The organism is Pseudomonas sp. S150 (assembly GCF_004526365.1).
GTDB classification, from domain to species: Bacteria; Pseudomonadota; Gammaproteobacteria; order Pseudomonadales; family Pseudomonadaceae; genus Aquipseudomonas; species Aquipseudomonas putida_A.
The window spans coordinates 417,686-443,323 of the sequence record NZ_CP038207.1 but is presented as its reverse complement, the minus strand read 5'-3'; the positions used below and the strand labels follow the sequence as shown (position 1 = coordinate 443,323).

At 61.3% G+C, this 25,638-nt stretch carries 13 protein-coding genes; 4 read left to right on the top strand and 9 right to left on the bottom strand.

The annotated features are described in order from the left end of the window. Positions 1-31: 31 nt before the first annotated feature. The 9 genes from E3Z29_RS02105 to aspA form a co-directional block, all read right to left on the bottom strand. Positions 32-4,585: a hypothetical protein gene (locus E3Z29_RS02105; RefSeq protein ID WP_134785025.1), complete on the bottom strand. Its 4,554-nt coding sequence runs from the start codon at positions 4,583-4,585 to the stop codon at positions 32-34. Positions 4,586-4,613: 28 nt separating this feature from the next. Beyond that, complete coding sequence (locus E3Z29_RS02100) at positions 4,614-9,188, bottom strand: hypothetical protein (protein ID WP_134785024.1); 4,575 nt, start codon at positions 9,186-9,188, stop codon at positions 4,614-4,616. Positions 9,189-9,340: 152 nt separating this feature from the next. Then, positions 9,341-10,441 carry a polyamine ABC transporter substrate-binding protein gene (locus E3Z29_RS02095; RefSeq protein ID WP_134785023.1) on the bottom strand — a complete coding sequence of 367 codons (1,101 nt, stop codon included), beginning with the start codon at positions 10,439-10,441 and terminating at the stop codon, positions 9,341-9,343. Then, entirely contained in the window at positions 10,438-11,463 is a 1,026-nt protein-coding gene (locus tag E3Z29_RS02090) for a histone deacetylase family protein (protein WP_134785022.1), read from the bottom strand. The genes E3Z29_RS02095 and E3Z29_RS02090 overlap by 4 nt, the downstream gene beginning before the upstream one ends. Before the next feature lie 268 nt (positions 11,464-11,731). After that, the gene (locus E3Z29_RS02085) at positions 11,732-12,727 is read right to left on the bottom strand and encodes an AraC family transcriptional regulator (protein ID WP_027610360.1); all 996 of its coding nucleotides are present in this window, start codon (positions 12,725-12,727) and stop codon (positions 11,732-11,734) included. A 103-nt stretch (positions 12,728-12,830) separates the two neighbouring features. Next, the gene (locus E3Z29_RS02080) at positions 12,831-17,447 is read right to left on the bottom strand and encodes a hypothetical protein (RefSeq protein ID WP_098966336.1); all 4,617 of its coding nucleotides are present in this window, start codon (positions 17,445-17,447) and stop codon (positions 12,831-12,833) included. Between the two features lie 134 nt (positions 17,448-17,581). Then, the gene (locus E3Z29_RS02075; RefSeq protein ID WP_134785021.1) at positions 17,582-18,586 is read right to left on the bottom strand and encodes an asparaginase; all 1,005 of its coding nucleotides are present in this window, start codon (positions 18,584-18,586) and stop codon (positions 17,582-17,584) included. Positions 18,587-18,756: 170 nt separating this feature from the next. Then, the gene (locus E3Z29_RS02070) at positions 18,757-20,202 is read right to left on the bottom strand and encodes a sodium:alanine symporter family protein (protein WP_134785020.1); all 1,446 of its coding nucleotides are present in this window, start codon (positions 20,200-20,202) and stop codon (positions 18,757-18,759) included. 607 nt (positions 20,203-20,809) lie between these two features. Further along, the gene (aspA, locus tag E3Z29_RS02065; RefSeq protein WP_003229645.1) at positions 20,810-22,234 is read right to left on the bottom strand and encodes an aspartate ammonia-lyase; all 1,425 of its coding nucleotides are present in this window, start codon (positions 22,232-22,234) and stop codon (positions 20,810-20,812) included. 180 nt (positions 22,235-22,414) lie between these two features. Here aspA and E3Z29_RS02060 point away from each other — a divergent pair, with 180 nt between their 5' ends. The 4 genes from E3Z29_RS02060 (at position 22,415) to E3Z29_RS02045 (ending at position 25,596) form a co-directional block, all read left to right on the top strand. Then, positions 22,415-23,323 (top strand): LysR substrate-binding domain-containing protein, encoded by a 909-nt coding sequence (locus tag E3Z29_RS02060; protein ID WP_096795416.1) that lies wholly within the window; start codon positions 22,415-22,417, stop codon positions 23,321-23,323. A gap of 333 nt (positions 23,324-23,656) precedes the next feature. Next, positions 23,657-24,148, top strand: coding sequence for a 5-(carboxyamino)imidazole ribonucleotide mutase (purE, locus tag E3Z29_RS02055; RefSeq protein ID WP_003229641.1), 492 nt, complete (start codon positions 23,657-23,659; stop codon positions 24,146-24,148). 10 nt (positions 24,149-24,158) lie between these two features. Then, a complete protein-coding gene (locus E3Z29_RS02050) occupies positions 24,159-25,241 on the top strand; it encodes a 5-(carboxyamino)imidazole ribonucleotide synthase (protein WP_027610366.1) in 1,083 nt (360 codons plus the stop codon). A gap of 109 nt (positions 25,242-25,350) precedes the next feature. Continuing rightward, complete coding sequence (locus E3Z29_RS02045; RefSeq protein ID WP_003229635.1) at positions 25,351-25,596, top strand: GlsB/YeaQ/YmgE family stress response membrane protein; 246 nt, start codon at positions 25,351-25,353, stop codon at positions 25,594-25,596. Positions 25,597-25,638: the final 42 nt, after the last annotated feature.

Sequence of the window (25,638 nt, the reverse complement as noted above, 5' to 3'; positions counted from 1 at the left end):
CGGGCGCGGATCGACGCGCCCGACGGCGGTATCACGGTTGTGCTTCGAGTTGCAGGAACAGGCTCGGATCGCCAATCCGGCGCAGCACGTAATCGATTGGCGTCAGATTTGTCAGAGCCTGTCGACGTTCTGCGCTGATGGTCTTCAAATGCGCATCGGCGATTTTCAGGTGCGCCGCGGTGAATTGTTCCGGCGCGGCTTCGGGCGAGTCGTAATGAAAATGCGCGAGCCATAACGGCTGATCATGCTGGGTGCTGTCGAGTATCTGATACTCCTGAAAATAATCCTGGCGCTTTTTGGTCTTGATCCGGCCCTGGACGTTCCTGACGATTCGTACCTGATGATTGTCCAGCAACCATTGCAAATAGGCTTGTCGAGGCTGGCGATCCTTGAGCAGACTGGCGCGCACGGCGATGCCTTGAGCACGTAACCGGATTGCGGCGCTGTTGAGTTCCGCACTCAAGTTGCCCACCGGCAACCGCGTGCCACCGGCGGCGACAATGCGGGCCTGCGCCTGTTCGACGCTGACAGCAATCTGTTCCAGTCGCCGAGCCTGCTGATCGAACAGATCCTGCATGTCTGCCGGTATGCGGTTGGGCCTCAGAGCGTCACGCCGGGTCCGGTCAATGAACGCCTGCACTCGCTCATTCTGGGTCAGGGCATCGGCAATGAACTCGATGTCGCCCACCTGCGTCGTCGGGGAGGCGGAGGGTCTGACGGGAAGCATTTCTTCCAGAGGCGATTCGCTGGCGGCTGCGGGTCTGGCGGGCGCAGGGTCACGAGGCCGGCTCTTGGTGACCTTGCCAACCGGTCGGGACGGTCCTGCGACAGAGGGGGCCGGTGTGGCCGGCGTGCTGCGGGCTCCGGTTTCCGGCAGCAGTTCGCTCAGTTGCTCCTGCGCCAGTTGTCTGAATTCGCCGAGCAAGCTCCTCATCCGTGTCAGTTCCGCCGCAACCACCATGCCCGGGTATTCGCCTGGCAAGTCCCCCAGACGCTGATCGGCATCGACATAGACATCAATCAGTCGGCTCAGACGATCAATGCGCAGCGCAGTGCTGTCGCCGTTGTCGGGTTTCCTGATCAGGGCGGCATGGCGGTGTGTGGCGGTGGCGGCTTCGATTATCAGCCAACCGGTGGCTTCCCGCGCCGCTTCGGTGGCAGTTTCCTGCATGCACAACTCGTGAGACATGCCGATGGCATTGGATTTCAGGTCCCACTGGTTAAACGCCGGGAGCAGTTGGCGCAAGCGTTGCGCGGTGGTCATGCCTGCACTGCCGATGGTGTCGAGAGTTTCCAAGGAGGTACGGGACAGCTGCAGGCGGGCGATCATGTCCTGGCTCAAAGCCAGAGCCTGGTGCAGTTCCTCGTTGTAACTTTGCAGCGCTTGCGGTGTATCGATGACCGTGTGTTGAGCCAATTTACGGGTCAATACTGCGTAAGCGTTGCGTTTGAGAACGAACCAGAGGCTGAGGTTTTTTTGCAGCAAAGTGGTCATGCGCTGCAATTCGACGAAATAGCCATCGCTCCCCCCTTTGAGGCGCCATTGGCCGAGTATTTTCAAGGCCTCGTCGTAATCCCCGATCAGCTTTTCGACTTGGTCAAGGTAACGCCGGGTCGCCTCTTCGTGGGCTTGTCCGGAGGCGCCAAGCATGGCTGACTGGGCTTGTTCCAGAGCAGCGTTGCCGACGGCTTCCTGACTTCTGAATGCCTCCAGAGCCGCACCGAGCTGGTTCCTCTGGATTTCTTTTTCCTTGCGCTGGGCCTTGAGCTGACTTTGCAGGCTGGTGCCCCCGGCGCCACCGCGCAGACGCAGTCGGGTATCCACGAACCATTGGCCTTGCTGATTGTGAATCAGCAGCGGACCGGTTTTTGACGGTGTCTGCGGATCAACGATTTGCACTTGCTGGTCATCGTTTTCAATCACGCGGAACCAGCGGTCGCCCGCCTGCGCATAGGTGCTGTGAGCGAGGCGATACAAGGTCGCCTTGCCGCGCAGCAGGGTTTCCACCGCGGCTGCCGTGAGGTCGGGAGCCGGCACGGCCAGAGTATTCAGAAACGTTGCCAAGGCACCGGGCGAACGCCGGGGCACCGAGCCGTAGGCTTCAAGCGAGGAGTAATGGCTGGCCGGGAGTTGGTCCTTCAGCAGCGTGGTGACGTGTGTAACCGTGGGCGGGACAGGCGCTTGTGCAGGGGCGGTCTGGATCCGGGGCAGTCCTTCGCTTTCGATATCGCTTGCGCCTTCGCTGCGCAACGCTGTGCGGGGGCCGGTTGTGCGTTGGGTGGCCGCATGATGGGCCAGGATCATGCCCAGGTTCAGCAACATATCGGCAACGGCGCTCCACTGGGCGTGGGTATCGCCACGGTTGTGGGCATCCACGACCTGATCGATTTCGCTGATGCTTTGCCAGACCCAGATCGCCGCGCCTGCCGGGCCGCAGAGAAAGTTTGCGGCAACGTTGAACAACGCCCACCCACTGTCTCGCAGCAAGGCCCAGCGGCGTTGCGCATTGGACAACGACTGTCGGTCAGCGAGTTCGGCCATCGCCAGTGCATGGGTCTTGAACAGCACCGGGAACACGTCGCCAGTCAGCGCCGTGGAGGCAAGCCCGACCGGCCCGGCCCACTTGACGCTGGTCCAGGGCTCGGCGAGCAATTGCGCGCCCAGCCACGGACTGGGCAGACCGATGGGGAAGGTGTATTGGGCATATTTGAAGCTGGTTTGCGAATCCGCCAGCCACGCCAGCACCGAATCCCTCAGTTCGCCTGGCTGATGGACGGCGTACAGCAGGTTTTGCGTTGAGGGGAATTGCAGCAATGGCTGCTCAAGCAACGGACGATACAGCAGGCATGGCCCGGCTCCAGGCAGACGCGGAGCAATGATGAACATGTTGGTGACAACATCGCCAACAGTCTCCCCGGCATGGATAAACGTCAGCGGGCGAATGACCACAGTGTGTGGATGACCGGGTATCGGTTTGAGCCACTCCTGGACACAGCGATAACCCTGCTCATCCACGCCGCCGAGGCGACGCAGCTTGGATTCCAGTGCAATCAGCGGCAGCAGTGCGTGCAACTGGCGGAGGTAAAAGCGCTGCTGCAGGGGGGCCTGCAGCGGATCGTTGATCAGCCTGTCCCTGATCAAGCCGGGGTATACCTCACCCATGTCGATCTTGTTTGCCATCTTCGTCAGGTAGGCGACAGTCAGCCACTGCGGCAGCGCTTGTGGCGGGTCGAATTGCAGAGTCGCCAGATACGGCGTGCGGTTTTGCAAGGCGTACTCGCCCAGGGTTTCGATATGGGTGTCATGCGGATCGGGCAGTGTCACGCCTCCCGATTCGAAGCTGTTGGTAATGCGGATTTGCAATTTGTCCAAAGGCAGCCCGGCCGCCGATGGCTGATCGGCAATGATCGCCTCACGCATGCAATTGCGTGCATAGGTATCGATCGGCGGGATTGGCAACAGCGCCTTGTCTGCCTGCCGGTACAACTGGCCCAGCGCATTGATCGATTGGCTGTATTGATCGAGCTCGGAAGCCGAAGCGTCGAGCAACCAGTCGGGTATTGAATCATCGAGGTCGATGAGGGTGTTTTTCTGCGGTTCGCTGGCTTGCTCGATCAGGGGCAGAAGGGAGGAGCCGTCCTCGGTCTCCTCGTCGAGACTTTGTCGGGTGATTGCCCGGATGGCATCGAGCTGGTTGGCAATCAGGACCCAGGCCATGTGGTCGAAAAAATTGCCTTCGGGCTCGAACAACTGCCACTGCAGATTCTGTCCGGCCGGCAACAGTTCGATACGCTGCGGCAGTGATTCACCCAATTGCTGCAGAGAGTCGAATGTCTCGTAACCATCTTCCACGGTGTACATCATGACCAGATCGCGCAGGCCATAGCGTCCGAAAATCACCGCGGCGCCGCCCAGAATCAGGTGCCGGGCAGCGCCTTGAGCATCGACGGAGTCGATGTCGATCAGGCACACGCGGATGTCCGACAGTGTTATGTCGTGACGCTGGCGCTCCTGTTTGTCCGGGCGCCGCGAAATCGCCCGGGCGACCAGGCACTGTTCATCGTCCCAGCCCTCGGCGTTATGGACGTTCAGGGCTTCGCGCAGGGCATCGGAGAGTTCTTGCCAGCGCGGCAATTGGCGTCGGGTGCTGTTCCAGTAATCCAGCTGTCGCTCGGCGAAGGCGACAAACAACAGGGGCGCATAATCGTTGAGCAGATCGGCAATGGCCTCGATATCGACATCCATATGCACCACTGGCGTGGCCTGGTGGTTCAAGGTCAGAAAGTGTTCACCCTCCAGATAGTTGGCGCTGGAGCCGTTGAAAAATTGCCGGACGAGTGCCTCTGTCAGTGATTCAAATCGGGTCGGCAGGGCCACTCGTTCCGCGTTCAGCCATTGCCATTGTGGCGTGCCGATCATGGCCTGCTCGGGATCGATCTTGCGTTGTGGATACAGCGCTTCGAGCGCCTGACGCAGCACTGCGCTGGCGACTTCATCGACTGTGGGTCCGCGACTGGTCTGATGGACGATCTGGCTCTTTTGCAGCAATGCATGGGTTTCGGTGTTCGCTGAATGCTCAGTCATTGTCATTGTCCTTTTTGACGTTTGGGGCTTATGAGAAAAACAGCGAACGCGCCAGCTGCGGGCCGATCGCGCTGCGATAGATAGCGATGATTTGCGGGCTGCTGGTGGTTGAGTCCAGGTCGAAGGCGCCGGCCATCCGCCGTTGCTCCTGCAGTTTCAAATGGGCGGCGGTGAAGGCGTCGGCCGGTGCATCGGGGCTGTTGTAATGGAAGTGCGCGTACCACAACGTCTTGCCGGTGCGCCGCTCGCGAATTTCGTACTCCTGCAGATAATCCCTGCGCGGTCCTTTGAGGCGACGCCGGGCACCGCCAGACACAATGTCGATCTCATTTTTGTGCAATAACCATTCGACCCGGGCGGCGGTTGGCGGTTGTTGCTTGGTCATCTCGACCCGTATCCGGTAGCCCTCGGCGTACAGGCGTTCACCCGCCTGGTTCAATTGGCCGATCAGGGCTGGCGGCTCCTCGGTGCTGTTCGCCCGCAGCCGGGCCTGTTCAAGGCTTTTCGCGCTTTCGTCGAGCTGTTCGGCCTTGCGCTGGAACTGCTCTTCGATCTCCACCGGAATCCGACCGGGTTTTTTGGCATGGGCTTCGGTTTGCCGGATGAAGCTTTCCACGCCATCGAGCAGCGTCTGGCCCTGGCTGATCTGGGTGGCGAGATCCGCTACCGGAGCAGGCGGGCGGCGCCGTCCGGGCTGAATGCGTTCGACCCAGACACCGGGCGTTTTCTCGTGAAAAGTGGCGATGACGTTCCCGGTCATGGGCGCTTTCACGTCCAGCAGGACCGGTTGCCCTGGCGCCGAGGAACGCAACTCGCCGACCACTGTGCCCTTGAAGCGGGTTTTGATAATCCGTTTACGTGAGGCTGGCGCTGGCCTTGAAGGACCGGGCCGAGGCTCCACCGGCCGGTGTTCGAGGAGCAATTGCGCCAGGTGCTCTTCGGTCTGGTGCTGAAACTCGTTGATTCGTTTACGCGTATGGCTGAAGGGCTCGTCGAGCAGCACATCCTTGTGGTTGAGGGCGAAATCCTCGAACGACTGATCGATGGCGGCAAACTGTTCGAGCATGCCGTTGAGGCCTTCGATCCGCTCGTTGGCCCCCAGGCTGGTGTGGTCAAGCAGCAGTTCCTGGGAGGTCTGAATCACCAGGTTGGTTGTGTCGAGCAGGCGTACCAGATCGCCTTGTGCCTGAGTCAGCGCTGGCGAAGCCTGCTCTTGCAGGCAGATGTCGCGAGCCAGCGACACCTGAAGCGCCTTGAGATCATTGAGACTGAACACAGGCAGCTTTGCGCGATAGGTATTGGCGACTTCAGCGGCACGTTTGCCCAGTCGGCTCAACTCCTGAAAACGTGACTGGGCAAACTCGATCTTGCTGATCATGTCCTCGGTCAAATCGTACATTCTGCGGTAGGTGACGGGGTCACCGGTGCCTGCAGCCATTTCCTCGGCCTCGAGCAGCACCAGGGTTTCCTTGAGGGTTCTGGCGAAGAGGGGGTCACGTTGAGTGAGCCATGTCTGGTTGAAGAACAACTGGGTACCGAGCATCTCGGTCATGGCGGTGCGGAAATGGGGTACGGTCTCAAGCAGGTTCAGCGATTTCAGTTGGTCGATGGGCGCCGCGTATTCCCCGGTGCGGCGTTCAAGTGCTGCAAGAAACGTGGTCTGCTGCGCCACCAGAGTGTCATCGCTGGCCGCGGTCATGGCGGCGTGAGCGGCTGTCAGCTCTGCGCGGGCCTGCTCGCGCGTGTTATCGAACTCGGTCAGTTGTTTCTTGAGTTCGGCGATGCGTTCATTGTTTTCCCGTCGTTTGGCCTTGCGCCGACTCGACAGACCACCACCGCGCAGACGCAGGCGAGTGTCGACGAACCACTCGCCCCGTCGATTGCGGATCAACCCGGGGCCCTGATGTCCGGGCTGTCGCTGCGAATTGATGATCGATACCTCACCGGTGTCGGCGACCGCCACTTCGAACCAGCGCTCACCCACGGGTGCGTAGTACCCGTTGGCATGCCGATAGAGGTGACGATAAAGGCTGGCGTCGCTGGCGGTCGGGGTGAGCGCTTCGGGGCGCGTAACGGCAAACCGATCCAGGGTTTGGGTCAGGCTCAGGGCGGTGTCGGTTATCAGCGAAGTCTGGTGTTGCGCCGGATACTCACCGATCACATCAGGGCGTTGCACGATGCTTACCGGCGTTGGTGGTGCCGGCTCCTTGGGCTCGGTCTCGACGGTCACCGGCTTCTTTCCAGTGATGTCCCGAGGCGTCGCGTTACGGGTGCTGGCGTGATGGGCGAGCACCATGGCCAGGGTCCGCAACAGATCGGTCATCGCGGTTTTCTGCTGCCCGGTGTCGCCTGTGGCAGCGGCGTCGAAGGTTTGTTGCAGATCGTCCAGCACCTGCCAGATCCAGGCGGCGGTACCGACGGTTCGACCGAAAAACGGCAGCGCGGCGCTGAGGACCATCCAGCTCGCATGCTTGAAGCTCTCCCAGCGACTTTCGCTATTGGAGACCGATTGCCGATTCGCCAGTTCGACCATTGCACTGACGTTGGCCTTGAACAGAACAGCCAGGTAATCGGTAGCGATGACTGCTGTTCCCAAGGTCAGTGTGCCGCTCATCTGCAAGGAAGTCAGTGGATCGGCGAGCAGTTGTGAGAGCGACCATACCGAGGGTCGATCATCGCTGAACACGTAATTGGCATAGTTGGCGCGCGCACTGTCCGGCAACCAGGCGAGAACCGCCTGACGCAATGTCGGTGAATGCTTGATGGCGTACACCAGGTTGGCCGGCGACGGGTACTGGAGCAAGGCATGATCGGACAGCGGCCGGTACAGCAGGCAGGGTCCCTTGTCCATCTGTCGCGGGCCGATCACGAACATGTTGGCCACTTCATCGGTGGTCGTCCCCGGGCGCCACGCGGGATTGAAGGCCAGCGGTCGAATGACGATCTCCTGACCGTCCACCCAGCGATTGGCGTCCAGCACCTGAACCACGGCCGCGACATAGCGATAGCCCGCCTCGTCGACCCCGCCCTGCGCGCGAATCTTCTGCTGCAACGCCAGTAACGGCAATTCGACACGCAGCCGGCTGGTGAACAGGTTCTGCCGTCGCAGGCTTTCCAGCGGGTCATCGCGCAGTTTTTGCCTGATCAGCGCAGGATAGGTCTGGCCGATATCGACACTGACGATCAACCTCTCCAGATAATCAGCCGTCATCCATGCCGGCACCGCAGTGCTGCCGATACTGCTCACGGTCTTGTTGCCGAGCGGCAAGGCAATCAGGTTCTGCAACGCCAGATCGACCAGGCTGAAGGTGCTGCGTTCGGGCTCCAGCAACGGTGTGAAACTGCCCCACACCACCACGCTGTCGACCACGATGCGAATCTCGGCCAGATTCAGTTCAGTGGCTTCGGGATGCTCCTTGAGCAGGGCCGCCTGCAGTTGCTCCAGCGCGAACTCGCGAATCGGTTTGATGCCGTCGTCAAAGGACTGCTCGGCGTTCTGACTTTGCACCTGCGCCAGATCCATCAGATGACGGCTGTAGGCAGTCAGGTCGCTGGGCGAGGCGTCGACCATCCACTCTGGCAACGCTTGCTCGACCAGGTTGAAGCGTGAAGACGACTGCTTGTCCGTGGGATCGAGTTCGTTGGTCGCGCGGCTTACGTGGGGCGTCAGGTTGGTTGTCGCCGGTTCGTTTGCCAGCTCGCCAATCGCGTCGGCCTGCAGGGCGATCAGATTGCACGCCAGATGATCGAAGTAGTCACCGTCAGGTTCGATCAGCCGCCATTGCAGGGTTGCAGGCGGCGGTCCCTCCGTCTGGCTCTGCAGTGAGGCACCCAGTTCCTGCAGGGTATCGAAGGCCTGGAAACCGCGAGTGATGGTGTGGGTGAGAATCAGCGTGCGGCTGCCGAGCGTGCCGATCAGTACGGCCATGTCGAGGACGTGCAGGTGACTGGAAGTACCATCGCGCGTGGTGTCCAGATCGATCAGGCAGGCGCGGGACTGATAGCGATCATCGGTACTGCGGGCAGTTTTTTGCGGATGGTCGAAAAGACTCTGAGCCATGGCGCGCTGGTCGTCGTCCCACGCCGGGTTCGTCCCGACGTTCCACAGTTCGCGCAGGGATCTGGACAATCCCTGCCAGCGCGGGGCGGAGGCGCGGGTGAACTGGTTCCAGTAATCGACCTGTTGTTCCTCGAAGGCAACAAACAGCAGCGGCGCCAGTTCATTGAGCAGCCTGGCGATAGCCTCGATGTTGACGGGCAGTTGTACCGGCGTCTCGTGCGCAGGATGCAAGGTGAGGTAGTGCTCGCCATCCAGGTAGGTCACTGGCTTGTTGGCGACGCCATGACGCACCAGCGCATCGGTCAGCGATTCGAAGTGTCGCGGCCCGGGGACGACACGCTGGTCACGCAAGGTCCAGCCAGGTGTCACCACCATTGCCAGTCGCGGGTCGATCTGTAACTTGGGGTATAGCGTCTTCAGTGCCGGTTGCAGGGCGCGGGTGGCGACTTCCCTGATTGAGGGGCCGGCGATCAGTTGGGTGAGCAGGGCGTCTTGATCATCCGGCAGCTTGTGGTCGGCGGGAGAGTTGAGGGTTTCTGGCATGGTCACATCCTTGGTCAGAACAGCAGGCACCGCGAAAGTGGCGGCGGGCGATGCGTTGCAAGGTAGTGACGGGCCGAGCACCGAAGGTGGTAGATAGATATCGCAGGCAAAAAAAGACCCGCACGGCGGCGGGTCTTGTCGTCAGCGTCGGCTCAGGTACCGGACTTGATCTTGGTCCAGGCCCGGGTGCGTGCCCGTTCGGCATCCCGCGGCAGCGGTTGCAGGGTGTAAAGCGTGCCCATCGCCGCATCGGTCGGGTACAGGTTGGGGTTGTTGCGGATCGCCGGATCGACCAGTTGCGTGGCGTCCTTGTTCGGGTTCGGATATCCGACGAAGTCGCTGACCGGCGCGATCACCGCCGGTTGCAGCAGGTAGTTGATGAAGGTGTAGGCGTCCTCGGTGTTCTTCGCGCCCTTGGGAATGGCGAGCATGTCGAACCAGATCGGTGCGCCTTCCTTGGGCAGGCGCATGTCGACCACCACACCGTTCTTCGCTTCCTTGGCGCGGTTGGCCGCTTGCGAGAAGCTGCCGGAATAACCGACCGCGACGCAGATGTCACCGTTGGCGATGTCGGCCATGTACTTGGATGAGTGGAAGTAGGTGATGTACGGCCTGATCTTCATCAGCAGCGCTTCGGCCTTGGCGTAATCCGCCGGGTTCTTGCTGTTGGGATCCAGACCCAGGTGTTGCAGCGCCAGCGGCAGGATCTCCGACGGCGAATCGAGCAGGGCGACGCCGCACTGCTTGAGCTTGCTGAGATTCTCTTCCTTGAAGATCAGGTCCCAGCTGTCCACCGGCGCGTTATCGCCCAGCGCGGCTTTGACCTTGGCCGGGTTGAAGCCGATCAGGATGGTGCCGTACATGTACGGCACGGCGAATTTGTTGCCCGGGTCGTTGGCTTCGATCAGCTTCATCAGTTTCGGATCGAGATGATTCCAGTTCGGCAGCTTGCTGCGATCCAGCGGCTGGAACACCCCGGCTTCGATCTGCTTGGCGAGGAACACGTTGGACGGCACCACCACGTCATAGCCGGAGTTGCCGGTCAGCAGCTTGGCTTCCAGTGCTTCGTTGGTGTCGAAGATGTCGTAGACCAGTCTGGTCTGGGTGTTCTGTGCCTTGAAGTCTTCCAACGCCTTGGGCGTGATGTAGTCGAACCAGTTGTAGACGCGCAGGGTGCGTTCTTCGGCGTGGGCGCCGACGCTGAGCAGCGCGGCGCACAGGGCTGGCGCAATGCAGTGCTTGAGTCGGTTCATTGTTCGAACCCTTCGAGCACGTTCACTGCGTTGATGCCGATTTCCTCCACCGCGTAACCACCCTCCATGACGAACAGCGTCGGCTTGCCGAGGGCGGCGATGCGTTTGCCCATGGCCAGGTAATCCGGGCTGTCGAGCTTGAACTGCGAGATCGGATCGTCCTTGAAGGTGTCGACGCCCAGCGACACGACGATGATGTCGGCACCGTAGCTGTCGATCTCGTTGCAGGCCTGTTCCAGCGCCGCACTCCACACATCCCAGCCGGAACCGGCCGGCAGCGGATAGTTGAAATTGAAACCTTCACCGGCGCCTTCACCGCGTTCATCCTCGTAGCCGAGGAAGAACGGAAACTCGGCTTCCGGATGGCCGTGGATCGAGGTGAACAGCACGTCGCTGCGCTCGTAGAAGATCGACTGGGTGCCGTTGCCGTGGTGATAGTCGACGTCAAGGATCGCGACTTTCCTGTGGCCGGCATCGAGAAATGCCTGGGCGGCGATGGCGGCATTGTTGAGGTAGCAATAACCGCCCATCAAGTCGCTGGCGGCGTGGTGTCCCGGTGGTCGGCACAGGGCGAAGGCGCTGTGTGCGCCGCGCTGGATTTCCGCTTGGGCGGTGAGGGCGACCTGCGCTGCGCTGTACGCCGCTTGCCAGGTGCCGGCGGTGATCGGCGCGCCGCCGTCGAAGCTGTAGTAGCCGAGCTGGCCGTGCAGGCTGGTCGGTTTGATTTGCCGCAGAGTGCGGGCGGGCCAGGTGTAGGGCAGCAGGTCGCCGTCGGTGTTGAATTCGGTCCAGCGTGCCCATGCACCTTTGAAGAAGTCGAGGTAATCGCGGCTGTGGATGCGCGCGATCGGTTCGAGGCCAAAATCCTTTGGCGCTTCTACCGGGCCGAGGTTCTGGTGCTGTACCCGTTGCAGCACGTGGTCGGCGCGCGACGGCATTTCGAAACACGGCTTGAGCTGGCCGTCGATGAGTTCGCAGCGGCCGTGGTGCAGGTGGTGATCGTCCGAGTAGATCGTCAGCATTTGTTGTTCTCCGCAGGGGGCTGATTCGGTTGCCCCCAGTGTTGCGGCGCGCGGCGAATCGGAGAACGGCAGGAAAGGCCAAAAGGGGATCGATATGGCCAAAAACTCTGACCGCAATTCGCCCCTCTTTTCAGTACAGCCTTGCTTCGATTCAGGCATGAAATGCGTCCCGGTGGGAGCGGGCTTGCTCGCGAATACGGTATGTCAGATAAATTGATCGCGACTGACACTGCGAATTCGCGAGCAAGCCCGCTCCCACATTGGAACATCAATGAGGGCGAAACTGGCTCGGCGCCACCCCGCTCCAGCGCACGAACGCATGGCGGAAACTCGCGGTCTCGCTGAAGCCCAGGGTCTCGGCGATGCGGTAGATCGGCAGTTGATCCTCACACAGCATCTGCTTGGCCCGCTCGAAGCGCAGTTCGTCGAGCAGTTCCTGATAACTGCTGCCCATGTCCTTCAAATGGCGGCGCAAGGTGCGCGGCGAGCACTTCATTTGCTGGGCCAGCCCCTCCAGCCCCGGTGCTGCATTGAGCTGGGCACTGAGCAACTGGCGAATCCGCCCCAGCCACGCCTGACGTCCGGTGAACTCGATGTTCTGTTTGCGGCAGCGGTCGGCCATGGCCTGGTGGGTGATGCTGTCGGCCAAAGGCAACGGCTGATCGAGCCAGCGCCGGTCAAAGGCGAAAGCATTGTCCTTGGCGCCGAAGTGCAGAGGGCTGTTGAAGTGCTCAGCGTAGCTGTCGCGGTAATCCGGCGCGGCATGTTCAAAACGTGTCGCCAGTAGCGGCAGCGGATGCCCAAGCAAATCGTCGCAGATGACCTTCAATGACACCAGGCAGAACTCCGCGTTGAACACCGCCATCGACGGGCTCTCGCGGTAATCGGCGGCGACGAACCAGACCCGCTCGCCGTCGTCTTCCAGGCTCAGTTCGAAAAGTGTTCCCAGCAGCGCCGGATAGCGAATCGCCAGGCGCAAAGCGTCACCTAAGGTGGCACTGGTGAGCAGGGCGTAACCGAGGATGCCGTAGCAGGAAACGTGCATCCGTCGGCCCAGTTCCAGGCCGATGTCATGCTTGAGCGCGACCGCATTGGCGCAGACCTGCATTTCCTGATTGGTGGTGATGCGTGTGTCGGCACGGGCCAGATCCGCCGCACTGATGCCGCTGCCGGCCAGCAGCGCTTCGCTCGACAGGCCTTCGGTCTTGAAGGTGTTGAGTACCAGTGAGACGGCATTGAGCGTCGTGAGGTGGGAGTGGAGCATGAGGCGGCATCCGCTGGTTTTTGGCAAAAGAGGCAGCAAGTAGCGTGCCGTGCACGACGCCCACAGGCAGGGGCGACGTCGTGCACGGTCATCAGCGTATGCCTTAGCTCGCGCTGAAAAACAGCTGTCGGGCCTGCTCCACGCCGATCATGCTGCGGTAGTACGCCAGCCGTTCGGCCCGGCTCAACCCGCGAGTGCTGTCGGCATCGGATCCCAGTTGCCGCTCCGCGGGGGTTTTCAAACGTGCAGAGAGGAAGGCCTTGTCCGGCACCCATGAGGTGGAGTACAGAAAATGCGCGTACCACAGCACCTTGCGCGTGGTCTGGTCAGTGATGCTGTATTCGTCCAGGTAGAGCGCCTTGCCGCCCTTGAGGCGGCGTCGACTGACAGTTTTTGCAATACGGATGCTGTCATTGGTCTGAAGCCAGGCGACACCTGATGGTGTGGGTGATTGTGCCCTGGTCATCATCGACATGGCGGTTTTGGCCTGCTGATATAGGCTGTCGACGGCATCGCTCAGCGCCTTGTTCAGCACCGCAGCCGAGCGCTGGCTGCTGTCCGTGGCGTTGCTGTCGGTCAGGGCCTGTTCAATGGCCGCGCTGACGTGTTCCAGTTGCAGGGCGTGCTGGTGAAACAGGTACTCGATACCGACCGCCGAGCGTCCGGCCTGCTTCATGAGTTCGTTCATGCGCAGGGTGAACGCCGGCAGGCCGTCGAGCAGGTCCTGCCCCTTGTTCAGGCTGGTTTCGAGCGCTGGCGTCGGCGTCGGCAAGGCAGTGCTGATACGTTCGACCCACACCCCGGGAGTTTTTTGATGAAAGGTCGAGATGACCTTGTCCGTGAGCGGTGACTTGATGTCGACCAGGTCGGTTTCCAGGCCCTGTGCCGTCAGGCGCGGCTCGCCGATCAGCACGCCGTTGTAGCGGGTGCGGATGAACTTCTTTTTCGGCCTTGGCGGTTGCACGGGGAGCGCCGGGCGGCTGCGCAGGGTGTCGCGCTCTTCGAGCAACAGCACCAGGTTGTGGCGGGCGCTGCGGTTGAATTGCTCGAGCTGTTGGCGAAGGTTTGTCAGCGGTGCCTCTTGCACACTGTCAGCGAACGCGGACTTGAAGTCTGCCAGGCGCTCGTCGAGTACGTTGAATTGTTCGATCAGATCGTTGAGGCAGTCGATGCGTTCGTCGAGCCGGGAAACGCTGCGCTCCTCAAGGGTGTCGCGCAGCGCTTGAACGGCGATATCGGCGGTATCGACAATCTGGTCGAGACTGAGCCAGGCATCCGCGGCGGTCGCTACCGAGTGTTCGGGCAGGCAGACATTGCGCGCCAGTGTCACCTGCAGTGCCTTGAGATCCTCGATCGAGTACGCCGGGAGTGCCTTGCGGGTCAGTTGAATCAAGCGCAAGCCGTCTCTCTCGAACTCTTTGAGTTGCACCAATTGTGCCTGGATCTGCTCCAGACGCGTGATCATGTCCAGATTGAGCTCAAGCATCTGCCGCGTTTCGGCAATATGCCGGTTCTGGGGCTGTTCAGCCTGTTCTTCGAGATGATTGAGTACGCTGCGCAATGTCGGCGTGAACAGGGTCAGCGCTTCGCGAATCCCTGCATGGATGAGTTCGAGCTGCGCCTTCAGGTAGCTCAGGGATCTCTGTTGGTAGTCAGCCGTTGGCGAGAATACATGCAACGCCTTGAGATCGCTCAACGCCTGGGCATAAGCGACGCGTTGCCTGTCCAGAGACTGTAGAAAGAGCTGGCGGTGGGCCGCAGCGGTCTGAGCGGTGGCAGCGTTCATTGCCTGGCGGACCTGTTCCAGCTCGCCTTGCGCTGCCGCCTTACGGCTTTCGAAGGCGGTCAGGCGGGTGCGCAGTTTTTCCGCTTCGATGCGGCGTTGTGCTTCAGCCAGCTGTGTCAGGCCGGCCGAGCCGCCACCGCGCAGACGCAGTCGGGTATCGACGAACCAATCGCCACGCAGATTGCCGATCAAGGCTGGGCCGGTACGGGTTGGATCCTGCGGATCGATGATCATGACGGTACCGTTTTCGTCCACCGCGACCTCGAACCAGTCATGGCCCACCGGGGCGTACCATTTGCTGTTGTAGCTGTAGAGATTGCGATAGAGCCCTGGCGTGGTGTTGGCGCTACCCAGACGTTGCGGGCGAAGGATTTTGAAGTGGGACAGCACGGTGCCCAGACTTGCGGGCGTGCGATTCGCGGCGCCGCTGATATTCAGGGTTTGCTGCAGGTCAGCGGTTTCATGGGGAGCACTTTTTTCCAGTTGTTGCACGGTGATTTCAGTGGTCGTGGGGTCAGGGTTTTTCGGTGTTTCGCGTGCCGCTGTCTCATGGGCCAGCCGTGGTCGGGAGCGACCTGCGATGTGCAACGTGATCGCCATCCCCAAATTGAGCAACACCTCGGTGAACGCTGACCATTGCGCGGAAGAGTCATCCTGCTCCCGGGCTTCCTTCAGGGCTTGCAGTTGCTCCATCACCTGCCAGATCCACGTCGCGACACCCACCGTGCGTCCGAGGAACGGCAAGACGGCATTGAACAGGGTCCATCCGGCCTGTTTGAAACTGGCCCAGCGACTTTCCGCATTTGACACCGACTGGCGGTCGGCCAGCTCGACCAGCGCCGACGCGTTGGCTTTGTACAGAGCGCCTGGCAGATCGCCCTCCACGGTCTTTCTACCGAGGCTGATCGGCCCACTCATGACCCTCATTTTTTCCGCATCCACCAGAAACTCGGTGACGGCCCAGGGGGAGGGCAACGTGCCTGGAAACACATAGTTGGCGTAGTCGCTGCGCACGCGGTCCGGGAGCCAGGCGAGCACCGAGTCACGCAGACTGGCGGATTGCTGGATGGCGTACAGCAAGTTGCTGGGGGAAGGGTATTGGGTCAACGGCTGGTCGAGCATCGGTCGATACAGCAGGCACGGCCCGGCGCTCGGGTCCTCAGGACCGATCACGAACATGTTGGCGACTTCGTCATGGCTGCCGTCTGTTCTGCGTTGAGGTACGAAAGCCAGAGGCCGCATGACGATGGTCTGGTCCTCGACCATGCGATGGTTGCTGTCGGGATCCAGCACCGCGACGACATAGCGGTAACCGCGTGCGTCGATACCGGCCTTGCCGCGAATTTTCGATTGCAGGGCCAGCAGCGGCAACTGGATGCGCAAGTGTTGAGTGAACAGTGCCTGTCTCCCGGCGGAAGCTGGCGTGGTGTCGACCAACTGACGCTTGATCAGCGCCGGGTAGGTCGTACCGATATCCGCGCGGGTTACCAGGTCTTCCAGATAGCTTACGGTCAGCCATGTCGGCAATGGCTTGCCACGGGTGGAGTGCAGGGTCTTGTTGCCTACCGGCACTGCAATCAGATTCTGCAAGGCCAGATCGGTGACGCTGAAATTGTAAGTCTCGATTTTTCCCGGAACAGTAAAGGTGCCCCAGATCACCGGACTTTTGACCCGCAACTGGATCGACTCCAGAGCTGTTTCAAGATCGGTACGCTGCGCATCGGCGTGCGCGCGAAGGGTCTCGGCATGCAAGGCGTTCATTTCGCTCAGCGCGTATTCGCTGATTGGCAGGATGCCATCCAGATAGGACTTGCCGGTGTTCTGGTTATGCAGTGCAGCCAGATCCTTCAAGTGCCGGGAATAGTTGTTCAGATCCGGCAGTGATGCAGCAATGAGCCAGTCAGGCAAGGCATTCTGAAACCAGCTCAATGGCGGGCCGGGCTTTTTCGCCGTGGCGTCGACTTCGGGGGTGGCCGTGGACAATGGCTTGTCGAGCGGGGCAGGTGTGGCAGGAGAAAAATCCAGCGCGCCGATCACATCGATCTGAATCGAGACCAGTGCACACGCCTGATAATCGAAGATGCTGCCCGAGGGTTCCAGCAATCGCCAGTTCAACTGCTGGTACGGCTGAAGATTGCCCACGTGCGCAGGCAAGGATTTGCCCAGGTCATCAAGAGAGTCGAACTTCTGATAACCCTTGAGCAGTGAATGGGCGAGGATGACCGTCTTTCCCTGTTGTGTGCCGATCAGCACGGCCATCGATACTTCGTTCAGATGCTTTACGGTTGTGCCATCGATCAGATCAATGGCGATCAGGCAGGCGCTGTTCTGGTCATCGATTTTCCTGCCGGCCAGACCGGCAGTGCGATACAGCGCGCGGGCCATTGCGCAGTCACTCTCGCTCCAGCCTTGTACCTGATTGACGTTCCAGATCTCGCGCAGGGTGTTCGACAATGTATGCCAACGCGGGCCGTTGCTGTCGTCGGCGTTGTTCCAGTACGCCAGCTGTTGCTCCTGAAACGCCGTGAGCATGACCGGTGCCAGCAGGTTGAGCAGGCTGGCGATTTCGTCGATCCGTACCGGCAGGTGGACGGCCGGATCGCTGATCGGTTGTTGCGTCAGAAAGTGTTCACCTTCGATATACAGCGTCGGCGTGCCCTGCACGACCTGGGCGGCGAGGATTTCGGTCAAGGCCTGGTAGGTCGGATTTCCGGCAACGATCTGTTCGTCGACGATGGACCATTGCGGCGTGCCGATCATGGTAATGCTCGGCTCCAGATCAAGCGTGGGGTACAGCTTGCGCAAATGTTCGCGCAACAGCACGGCGGCCACGTCGCGCAAGTCGGGGCCGACACTCAATTGGGTGATCAGGGCTTCGGTGGGATTTGTGCCGGCAGCCGTCTGCCGGGTGGAGCTTGTGGTTGCTGAACTCATCGTGCGTCCCTGCGTTCTGGTGATGGAGGCGATCCCGAGGACAAGTCTCGGGATCGCTCCATGCTAGGGAGGCACGATGCAGCGTGGGTGGTAGATATGTAGGGCGTCGGACTATCGCCGGCGCCGGACCAGGCTCAGCGCAATTCGCCACACAGGTCGAGTTCGATCAGACGCCGCACTTCGGCGTTGTCCAGACCCGCACCGAGCAAGCCGTGCAGCTTGCCGAACGCCGCTTCTCGGGTCATGCCGCCACCGGACAACACGCCAACGCCGCGCAAACGGCTGCCGGCTTCATACACATCCAGCTCGACCCCGCCTTCATGGCACTGCGTGACCGCAACCACCACCACACCGTTGTCCCGTGCGCGGCCGAGGCTGGCAAGGAACTCGGGATTGTCGCTCGGTCCGGTGCCGCTGCCGTAGCACTCCAGCACCAGACCTTTGATACCGCTGGCCAGCAGGCCATCAACCACCTCGGCGCCGATGCCGGGGAACAGTGGCAGCACAGCAACCTTGGCCAGTTGTTTCGGCTGGTTGTAGTTCAGTGCGGCCGGAATCGACGGCGCTTTCACCCCGCCGCCCTGACGCTCCAGGCGCTTGAACGGATGCCGGCCGAAGCTGCGCACTTTCGCGCAACGGGTCGGCGCCAGCAGCTCGCCGTGGAAGTACAGGTGCACGCCCGGCGCCAGACCCTGGCCCAAAGCAACCAGCGCGCCACCGAGGTTTTCCCAGGCATCGCTGTCGGTGACGCCGGCCGGTAGCATCGAGCCGGTGAAACACACCCGGGCATGCAGGCCGAGCAACTGGAAACTCATCGCCGCAGCGCTGTAGGCCAGGGTGTCGGTGCCATGCAGGATCAGTACGCTGTCGCAGCCTTGCACGTCCACCGCATCGACCACCGCTTCGCGCAGTTGCTGCCAGTAGGCCGGGGTCATGTTGGCGCTGTCGATCAGCGGCGACATTTCCCGGAAGCGCCATTGCGGCACCACCAGTTCGGGCTGGCTGTGCAGGTACTCGCGCATGCGGGCTTCGAAACCGGACGCCGGGGCCAGACCGTTGGCACTGGCCTGCATGCCGATGGTGCCACCGGTGTAGAGCACCATGACGTGTTGGGCGGCGGGGAAGGTGTTGGCAATCATCTGAGGGTCTCCACAAGAGATGACATTGTAGGAGTGAGCCTGCTCGCGATAGCGGTTCATCATTCAACATTAATGTTGGCTGAAAGACAGCTATCGCGAGCAGGCTCACTCCTACAGGTATTGCATCACAATAACTGACGGGCGCAGGGGATGCGCCCGTCATTCACCTGTCAGCGTTGCGCTGCAGGCACGCCTTGTGGCTCGACTGCGGTCTTGCCGGCGGCTGGCGCCTCGGTCGGCCAGGCCTTCAGGTCCAGATCCAGATCGGCAAATTTGCTGGAGTCGAACACGGGCTGCTTGATGCCGGCGCGGCGCTGTTCGTCGTAGTCGCGCATCACGCGCATGCCGACCTTGAACAGCATGGCCAGGGCCATCAGGTTGACGAAGGCCAGGCAGGTCATGGTGATGTCGGCGAAGGCGAACACGGTCGACAGATCCTGCATCGAACCCCATACCACCAGCGCCAGGACCAGACCGCGGAAAACCATCAGCAACGCGCGGTTGCGGCTGAGGAACTGCAGGCTGTTTTCGCCCAGGTAGTAGTTGTAGAGGATGCAGGTGAAGACGAACAGCGACAGCGCGACGCTGACGAAGATGCGGCCCCAGTCACCCACCACGGCGGCCAGCGAGTTCTGGGTCAGGACGATGCCGTCACCTTCGAAGCCCGGGGTGTAGAAGCCCGACAACAGGATCAGCAGCGCGGTGCAGGTGCAGATCACGAAGGTGTCGAGGAACACGCTGAAGGCCTGAACCACGCCCTGGGCGCCCGGGTGTTTCACCGAGGCCACGGCGGCGACGTTCGGCGCACTGCCCAGGCCCGCTTCGTTGGCGAACACGCCACGCTTCACGCCCATGACGATGGCGCTGCCGAGCAGGCCACCGAAGGCCGGGTCGAGACCGAAGGCGCTCTTGAAGATGGTTTCCAGCATCGCTGGCACGTGTTCGATCTGGGTGCCGATCACGTACAGGGTCACGCCGATATAGGCTAGGGTCTTGACCGGTACCAGCAGGTCGGACACTGCAGCGATGCGCTTGATGCCGCCGATGAAGGTGATGGCCAGCAGCACCGCCAGGACGATCCCGGTGTGGCTTGGGTCGAAGGCAAAGGCGTTTTGCAGCGAGTGGGTCACGGTGTAGGACTGCAGGCCGATAAAGGCGAAGCCGTAGGTGACCAGCAGCAGGACCGAGAACACCACTGCCATGCCTTTCAACTTCAGGCCGTGCTGGATGTAGTAGGCCGGGCCGCCACGGTACAGACCGTCGCCATCGGCGCGCTTGTAGACCTGCGCCAGGGTGCACTCGAAGAAGCTGCTGGACATGCCAACCAGTGCGGTCACCCACATCCAGAACACCGCACCCGGACCACCGAGGGTCACGGCGATGCCGACACCGGCGATGTTGCCTGCACCGACGCGGCCGGCAAGGCTGAGCATCAGGGCCTGGAACGAGCTGAGTTGCCCGCCGCTGCTTTTCAGGCTGTCGCGGAACACCGCGAACATGTGCAAGAAGTGGCGCAATTGAACGAAACGCGAGCGAATCGTGAAGTAGCTACCGAGCCCGACAATGAGCACGATCAGTACTTTCCCTGAGAGGAAGTCGTTGATGACTTCGAGCATGGATTTTTCCTCGCTGTTTTTTGTTTAAGCAAATGCTGGATGTTCAGAAACATCGCGTTACACCGGTTTGCGCGCGGCACGACAGGTGAGGCGAAGGTTTCGTCCCGGATCCATTTCGCGGGTTTGTTATTAGTTCGGGTTTCGCATGGGTTATGGCCTCGTTACCGACGACCGCTCACGCGAAGAGGGGCGGCACTATACCGATCAGTGCGGCGCCCGTCTGCACGCTCGTGGTGCAAGCGACGAAACGAAGCTTTGAAACACCCGACGTTACCGGCGTCGGGCTTGTGCGGGAACTGCATTCCTGTTGATGCAAACCCTGTAGCGAGGGGATTCATCCCCGATCGACTGCGGAGCAGTCGCAAATCATTGCATGCGGTGTACTTGTTACATCGCGATTGCAGGTTTTGGGGCCGCTTCGCGACCCATCGGGGATGAATCCCCTCACCACAAGGGCTCACCTCTACATTGAGCAATCCCCAGACATACGGGTCTCAGGATCAGAAAGTTAAAAAAAAGGGCTTGGGGACTGATCCCCAAGCCCTCAAAAGGTGAGAGGTGTCTAGTCCCTCGACCTGGTGAGCGGTGCTACAAGTAACGCGTCGGCTCAGGCTTTGAGCGGAACCAGACGCGGGGCAATCATGTTTTCCGGGCGCAGGATGTCAGCGAGCATGGCTTCGTCGAGCAGGCCTTCTTCGCGCACCAGTTCCAGCACGCCGCGGCCGCTTTCAAGGGCGATACGGGCGATGCGGGTGGCGTTTTTGTAGCCGATGTACGGGTTCAGCGCGGTGACCAGACCGATCGAGTGTTCGACCAGTTCGCGGCAGCGGGCTTCGTTGGCGGTGATGCCGACGATGCAGTGCTCGCGCAGCATGTCCATGGCGCGTTGCAGCAGACGGATCGAGTCGAGGATCTTGAACGCGATCAGTGGCTCCATCACGTTCAGCTGCAGTTGGCCGCCTTCGGCTGCCATGGTCAGCGCCAGATCGTTACCGATGACCTGGAAGGCCACCTGGTTAACGGCTTCCGGAATCACCGGGTTGACCTTGCCGGGCATGATCGAGCTGCCTGGCTGACGCGCCGGCAGGTTGATCTCGTTGATGCCGGTGCGTGGGCCGCTGGACAGCAGGCGCAGGTCGTTGCAGATCTTCGACAGCTTGACCGCGGTGCGCTTGAGCATGCCGGAGAACAGCACGAAGGCGCCCATGTCGGAGGTGGCTTCGATCAGGTCGGCCGCTGGCACCAGCGGCTGACCGCTGATCAGTGCCAGGCGTTGTACGGCCAGCGCTTGATAGCGCGGGTCGGCGTTGATGCCGGTGCCGATCGCGGTGCCGCCCAGGTTCACTTCAGTCAGCAGTTCCGGGGCCAGCGTCTTCAGACGGGCCAGGTCTTCGCCCATGGTGGTGGCGAAGGCACGGAACTCTTGACCCAAAGTCATCGGCACGGCGTCTTGCAGCTGGGTACGACCCATCTTCAGCACGTGGTTGAATTCTTCACCCTTGGCCGCGAAGGCCTGAATCAGGCTGTCGAGGCTGGCCAGCAGCGCGTCGTGACCCAGCAGCAGACCCAGACGGATCGCGGTCGGGTAGGCGTCGTTGGTCGACTGCGCCATGTTGACGTCGTCGTTCGGGTGCAGGTACTGGTACTCGCCTTTCTGGTGACCCATTGCTTCGAGCGCAATGTTGGCGATCACTTCGTTGGCGTTCATGTTGGTGGACGTACCGGCGCCACCTTGAATCATGTCGACCACGAACTCTTCGTGGAAATCACCGCGGATCAATCGGGCACAGGCTTCGCTGATGGCAGCGTGCTTGGCTTCGCTCAGATGACCCAACTCACGGTTGGCGTCAGCGGCGGCCTGTTTGACCATCGCCAGACCGACAACCAGTTTCGGGTAATGCGAAATCGGAACGCCGGAGAGACGGAAGTTGTTCACCGCTCGCAGGGTCTGGATGCCGTAATACGCTTGAGCCGGTACTTCGAGGGCGCCAAGCAGGTCGTTTTCTGTGCGGAAAGATGCAGCGGAGGACATGATAGAAATCATCTCGATATGGACCCGGTCTGTGCCGGAACGCTGCGAATGCTAGGCTTGTGGGATTTTTTGGGCCAATGCTGTTAAACACTGGCCTATGCACATTCGGCATAATGCCCGTGTGACGCCGCCTGCGCGGCAGACGTGTGACCTGTTTTGGTGCGTTCCCGGGAGGGCGTGATGAATCTGGAAAGCAAATGGCTCGAGGACTTCAGTGCTCTGGCCGCCACCCGCAGCTTCTCGCAGGCGGCCGAACGACGCTTCGTGACCCAGCCGGCGTTCAGTCGGCGGATCCGCAGCCTCGAAGCGGCGCTTGGGCTGACACTGGTCAACCGCTCGCGCACGCCGATCGAGCTGACGGCGGCCGGGCAGCTGTTTCTGGTGACCGCGCGCACCGTGGTCGAACAGCTCGGTGAAGTGCTGCGTCATCTGCATCACCTCGAAGGCGGGCAGGGCGAAGTGATCCAGGTCGCGGCGGCGCACTCGCTGGCACTGGGCTTCTTTCCGCGCTGGATTGCGCAACTGCGCAACGAAGGGCTGAACATAGCGACGCGATTGGTGGCGACCAACGTCGGCGACGCGGTGCACGCGCTGCGCGAGGGTGGCTGCGACCTGATGCTGGCGTTCTACGACCCGGACGCGGCGATGCAGATGGACCCGGAAATTTTCCCGTCGTTGCACTTGGGCCAGACTGAAATGCTCCCGGTGTGCGCAGCCGATGCCGATGGCAAACCGCTGTTCGATCTGGAAGGCGAGGCCAGTGTGCCGCTGTTGGCGTACAGCGCCGGGGCGTTTCTCGGGCGTTCGGTGAATGGTTTGTTGCGCCAGCGTCAGCTGCGTTTCACCACCATCTATGAAACCGCCATGGCCGACAGCCTCAAGAGCATGGCCCTGGAGGGGCTCGGCATCGCCTGGGTGCCGCAGTTGAGTGTGCGCGCAGAGCTGGCCCGTGGCGAACTTGTTGTCTGCGGCGGCCCGCAATGGCACGTGCCGCTGGAGATTCGCCTGTATCGCTGCGCACTGGTGCGCAAGGCCAACGTGCGGTTGCTGTGGCGCAAGCTTGAAGGCGGCGCTGCACAGGCTTCCTGAGCCATCGCAGATCCAATTGTGGGAGCGGGCTTGCTCGCGAATACGGTGTGTCAGTCGACATTCATGTATCTGACCTGACGCCTTCGCGAGCAAGCCCGCTCCCACAGGGCGGATTTGCGGTGTTCTGTCGCTGACCTTCAAGTCAATAAAACCGGGCCTTTGGCTGATTTGACAGATGGTCGTTTCGGGGGCTGTTTATTGCTTTCTTTGCGGTATACTGCGCGGCCTTCGGCCGGTACGTCCGGCCATTTTTCGTACAATCAAGCCACGCAATCCTGCGTGGCTTGTTGTTTTTGACGCGCCTGCGGGCGCCCAGAGAGAAGAGGCGCGACGATGAGTGCACTGGTTGGCGTGATCATGGGCTCCAAGTCCGATTGGTCCACCCTTAGCCACACCGCCGATATGCTGGAAAAGCTCGGCATCCCGTACGAGGTCAAGGTGGTCTCTGCCCACCGCACCCCGGATCTGCTGTTCCAGTACGCCGAAGAGGCTGAGGGCCGCGGCATCGAGGTGATCATCGCCGGTGCCGGTGGCGCAGCCCACCTGCCAGGCATGTGTGCGGCCAAGACCCACCTGCCGGTACTGGGCGTTCCGGTGCAGTCGTCGATGCTCTCGGGTGTCGATTCGCTGCTGTCGATCGTGCAGATGCCGGCGGGCATTCCGGTTGCCACCCTGGCCATCGGCAAGGCCGGCGCGATCAACGCCGCGCTGCTCTCGGCGAGCATCCTTGGTGCCAAGCATCCACAGTTCCACGCGGTACTGAAAACCTTCCGTGCCGAGCAGACAGACAGCGTCCTGGACAATCCAGACCCACGTATTGCCTGAGGTTGTTGAGATGAAGATCGGTGTAATCGGTGGCGGCCAGTTGGGCCGCATGTTGGCGCTGGCGGGCACTCCGCTGGGCATGAACTTCGCTTTCCTCGACCCAGCGCCGGACGCTTGCGCCGCAGCACTGGGCGAACACCTGCGGGCCGATTACGGCGATCAGGATCACCTGCGCCAACTGGCCGATGAAGTCGACCTGGTGACCTTCGAGTTCGAAAGCGTCCCGGCCGAAACCGTGGCGTTTCTCTCGCAATTCGTCCCGGTCTATCCGAGCGCCGAAGCCCTGCGCATCGCTCGCGACCGCTGGTTCGAGAAGAGCATGTTCAAGGAGCTGGGCATCCCGACCCCGGCCTTCGCCGACATTCAATCGCAAGCCGATCTGGACGCCGCCGTGGCTTCGATCGGTCTGCCGGCCGTACTGAAAACCCGCACCCTGGGTTACGACGGCAAGGGCCAGAAAGTCCTGCGCAAGCCGGAAGACGTGGTCGGTACGTTCGCCGAGCTGGGCAGCGTTGCCTGCCTGCTGGAAGGCTTCGTGCCGTTCACCGGCGAAGTTTCGCTGATCGCCGTGCGTGCCCGCGATGGTGAAACCAAGTTCTATCCGCTGGTACACAACACCCACGACAGCGGCATCCTCAAGCTGTCGGTGGCCAGCACCGATCACCCGCTGCAGGCGTTGGCCGAAGACTACTCGAGCCGTGTGCTCAAGCAGCTGGATTACGTCGGCGTGATGGCGTTCGAGTTCTTTGAAGTCGACGGTGGCCTCAAGGCCAACGAGATCGCCCCGCGCGTGCACAACTCCGGGCACTGGACCACCGAAGGCGCCGAGTGCAGCCAGTTCGAAAACCACCTGCGCGCCGTTGCCGGCCTGCCGCTGGGTTCGACCGCCAAGGTGGGCGAGAGCGCCATGCTCAACTTCATTGGTGTGGTTCCGCCGGTAGAGAAAGTCATCGCCATCGAAGATTGCCATCTGCACCACTACGGCAAAGCCTTCAAGGCCGGGCGCAAGGTCGGTCATGCCAACCTGCGCTGCGCCGACATGGCCACGCTGCAAGCACAGATCGTCAAGGTCGAAGCGCTTATCGCCGAGTAAACAGTTTCATGTGGCAACGGCGGAACCTTCGGGAGCCGCCGTTCTCTCATGGCAGGATGCCAAAGTCTGACTAGGCTTTGGCATATCTACCAAATCAGAGGGAAATGCCATGGGAATTATCGGAACCATCTTTATCGGCTTGATCGTCGGCCTGCTGGCACGCTTCCTCAAACCGGGCGATGACAGCATGGGCTGGATCATGACCATCCTGCTCGGTATCGGCGGTTCGCTGGCGGCCACTTACGGCGGCCAGGCCCTGGGTATCTATCAGGCAGGTCAGGGCGCAGGCTTCATCGGTGCACTGGTCGGCGCGATCGTGCTGCTGGTGATCTACGGCCTGATCAAAAAGAACTGATCCAAGCGACCAAGTCCTCTCTGCCAGCGTGGCAGGGAGGGC

What these genes read in the sequence shown, in the direction of transcription:
- E3Z29_RS02080 (WP_098966336.1), bottom strand. Translation starts at nt 17,447, where the DNA reads ATGAGTTCAGCAACCACAAGCTCCACCCGGCAGACGGCTGCCGGCACA.
- E3Z29_RS02085 (WP_027610360.1), bottom strand. Translation starts at nt 12,727, where the DNA reads ATGCTCCACTCCCACCTCACGACGCTCAATGCCGTCTCACTGGTACTC.
- E3Z29_RS02090 (WP_134785022.1), bottom strand. Translation starts at nt 11,463, where the DNA reads ATGCTGACGATCTACTCGGACGATCACCACCTGCACCACGGCCGCTGC.
- E3Z29_RS02045 (WP_003229635.1), top strand. Translation starts at nt 25,351, where the DNA reads ATGGGAATTATCGGAACCATCTTTATCGGCTTGATCGTCGGCCTGCTG.
- E3Z29_RS02075 (WP_134785021.1), bottom strand. Translation starts at nt 18,586, where the DNA reads ATGATTGCCAACACCTTCCCCGCCGCCCAACACGTCATGGTGCTCTAC.
- E3Z29_RS02105 (WP_134785025.1), bottom strand. Translation starts at nt 4,585, where the DNA reads ATGACTGAGCATTCAGCGAACACCGAAACCCATGCATTGCTGCAAAAG.
- E3Z29_RS02050 (WP_027610366.1), top strand. Translation starts at nt 24,159, where the DNA reads ATGAAGATCGGTGTAATCGGTGGCGGCCAGTTGGGCCGCATGTTGGCG.
- E3Z29_RS02070 (WP_134785020.1), bottom strand. Translation starts at nt 20,202, where the DNA reads ATGCTCGAAGTCATCAACGACTTCCTCTCAGGGAAAGTACTGATCGTG.
- E3Z29_RS02060 (WP_096795416.1), top strand. Translation starts at nt 22,415, where the DNA reads ATGAATCTGGAAAGCAAATGGCTCGAGGACTTCAGTGCTCTGGCCGCC.
- E3Z29_RS02100 (WP_134785024.1), bottom strand. Translation starts at nt 9,188, where the DNA reads ATGCCAGAAACCCTCAACTCTCCCGCCGACCACAAGCTGCCGGATGAT.
- aspA (WP_003229645.1), bottom strand. Translation starts at nt 22,234, where the DNA reads ATGTCCTCCGCTGCATCTTTCCGCACAGAAAACGACCTGCTTGGCGCC.
- E3Z29_RS02095 (WP_134785023.1), bottom strand. Translation starts at nt 10,441, where the DNA reads ATGAACCGACTCAAGCACTGCATTGCGCCAGCCCTGTGCGCCGCGCTG.
- purE (WP_003229641.1), top strand. Translation starts at nt 23,657, where the DNA reads ATGAGTGCACTGGTTGGCGTGATCATGGGCTCCAAGTCCGATTGGTCC.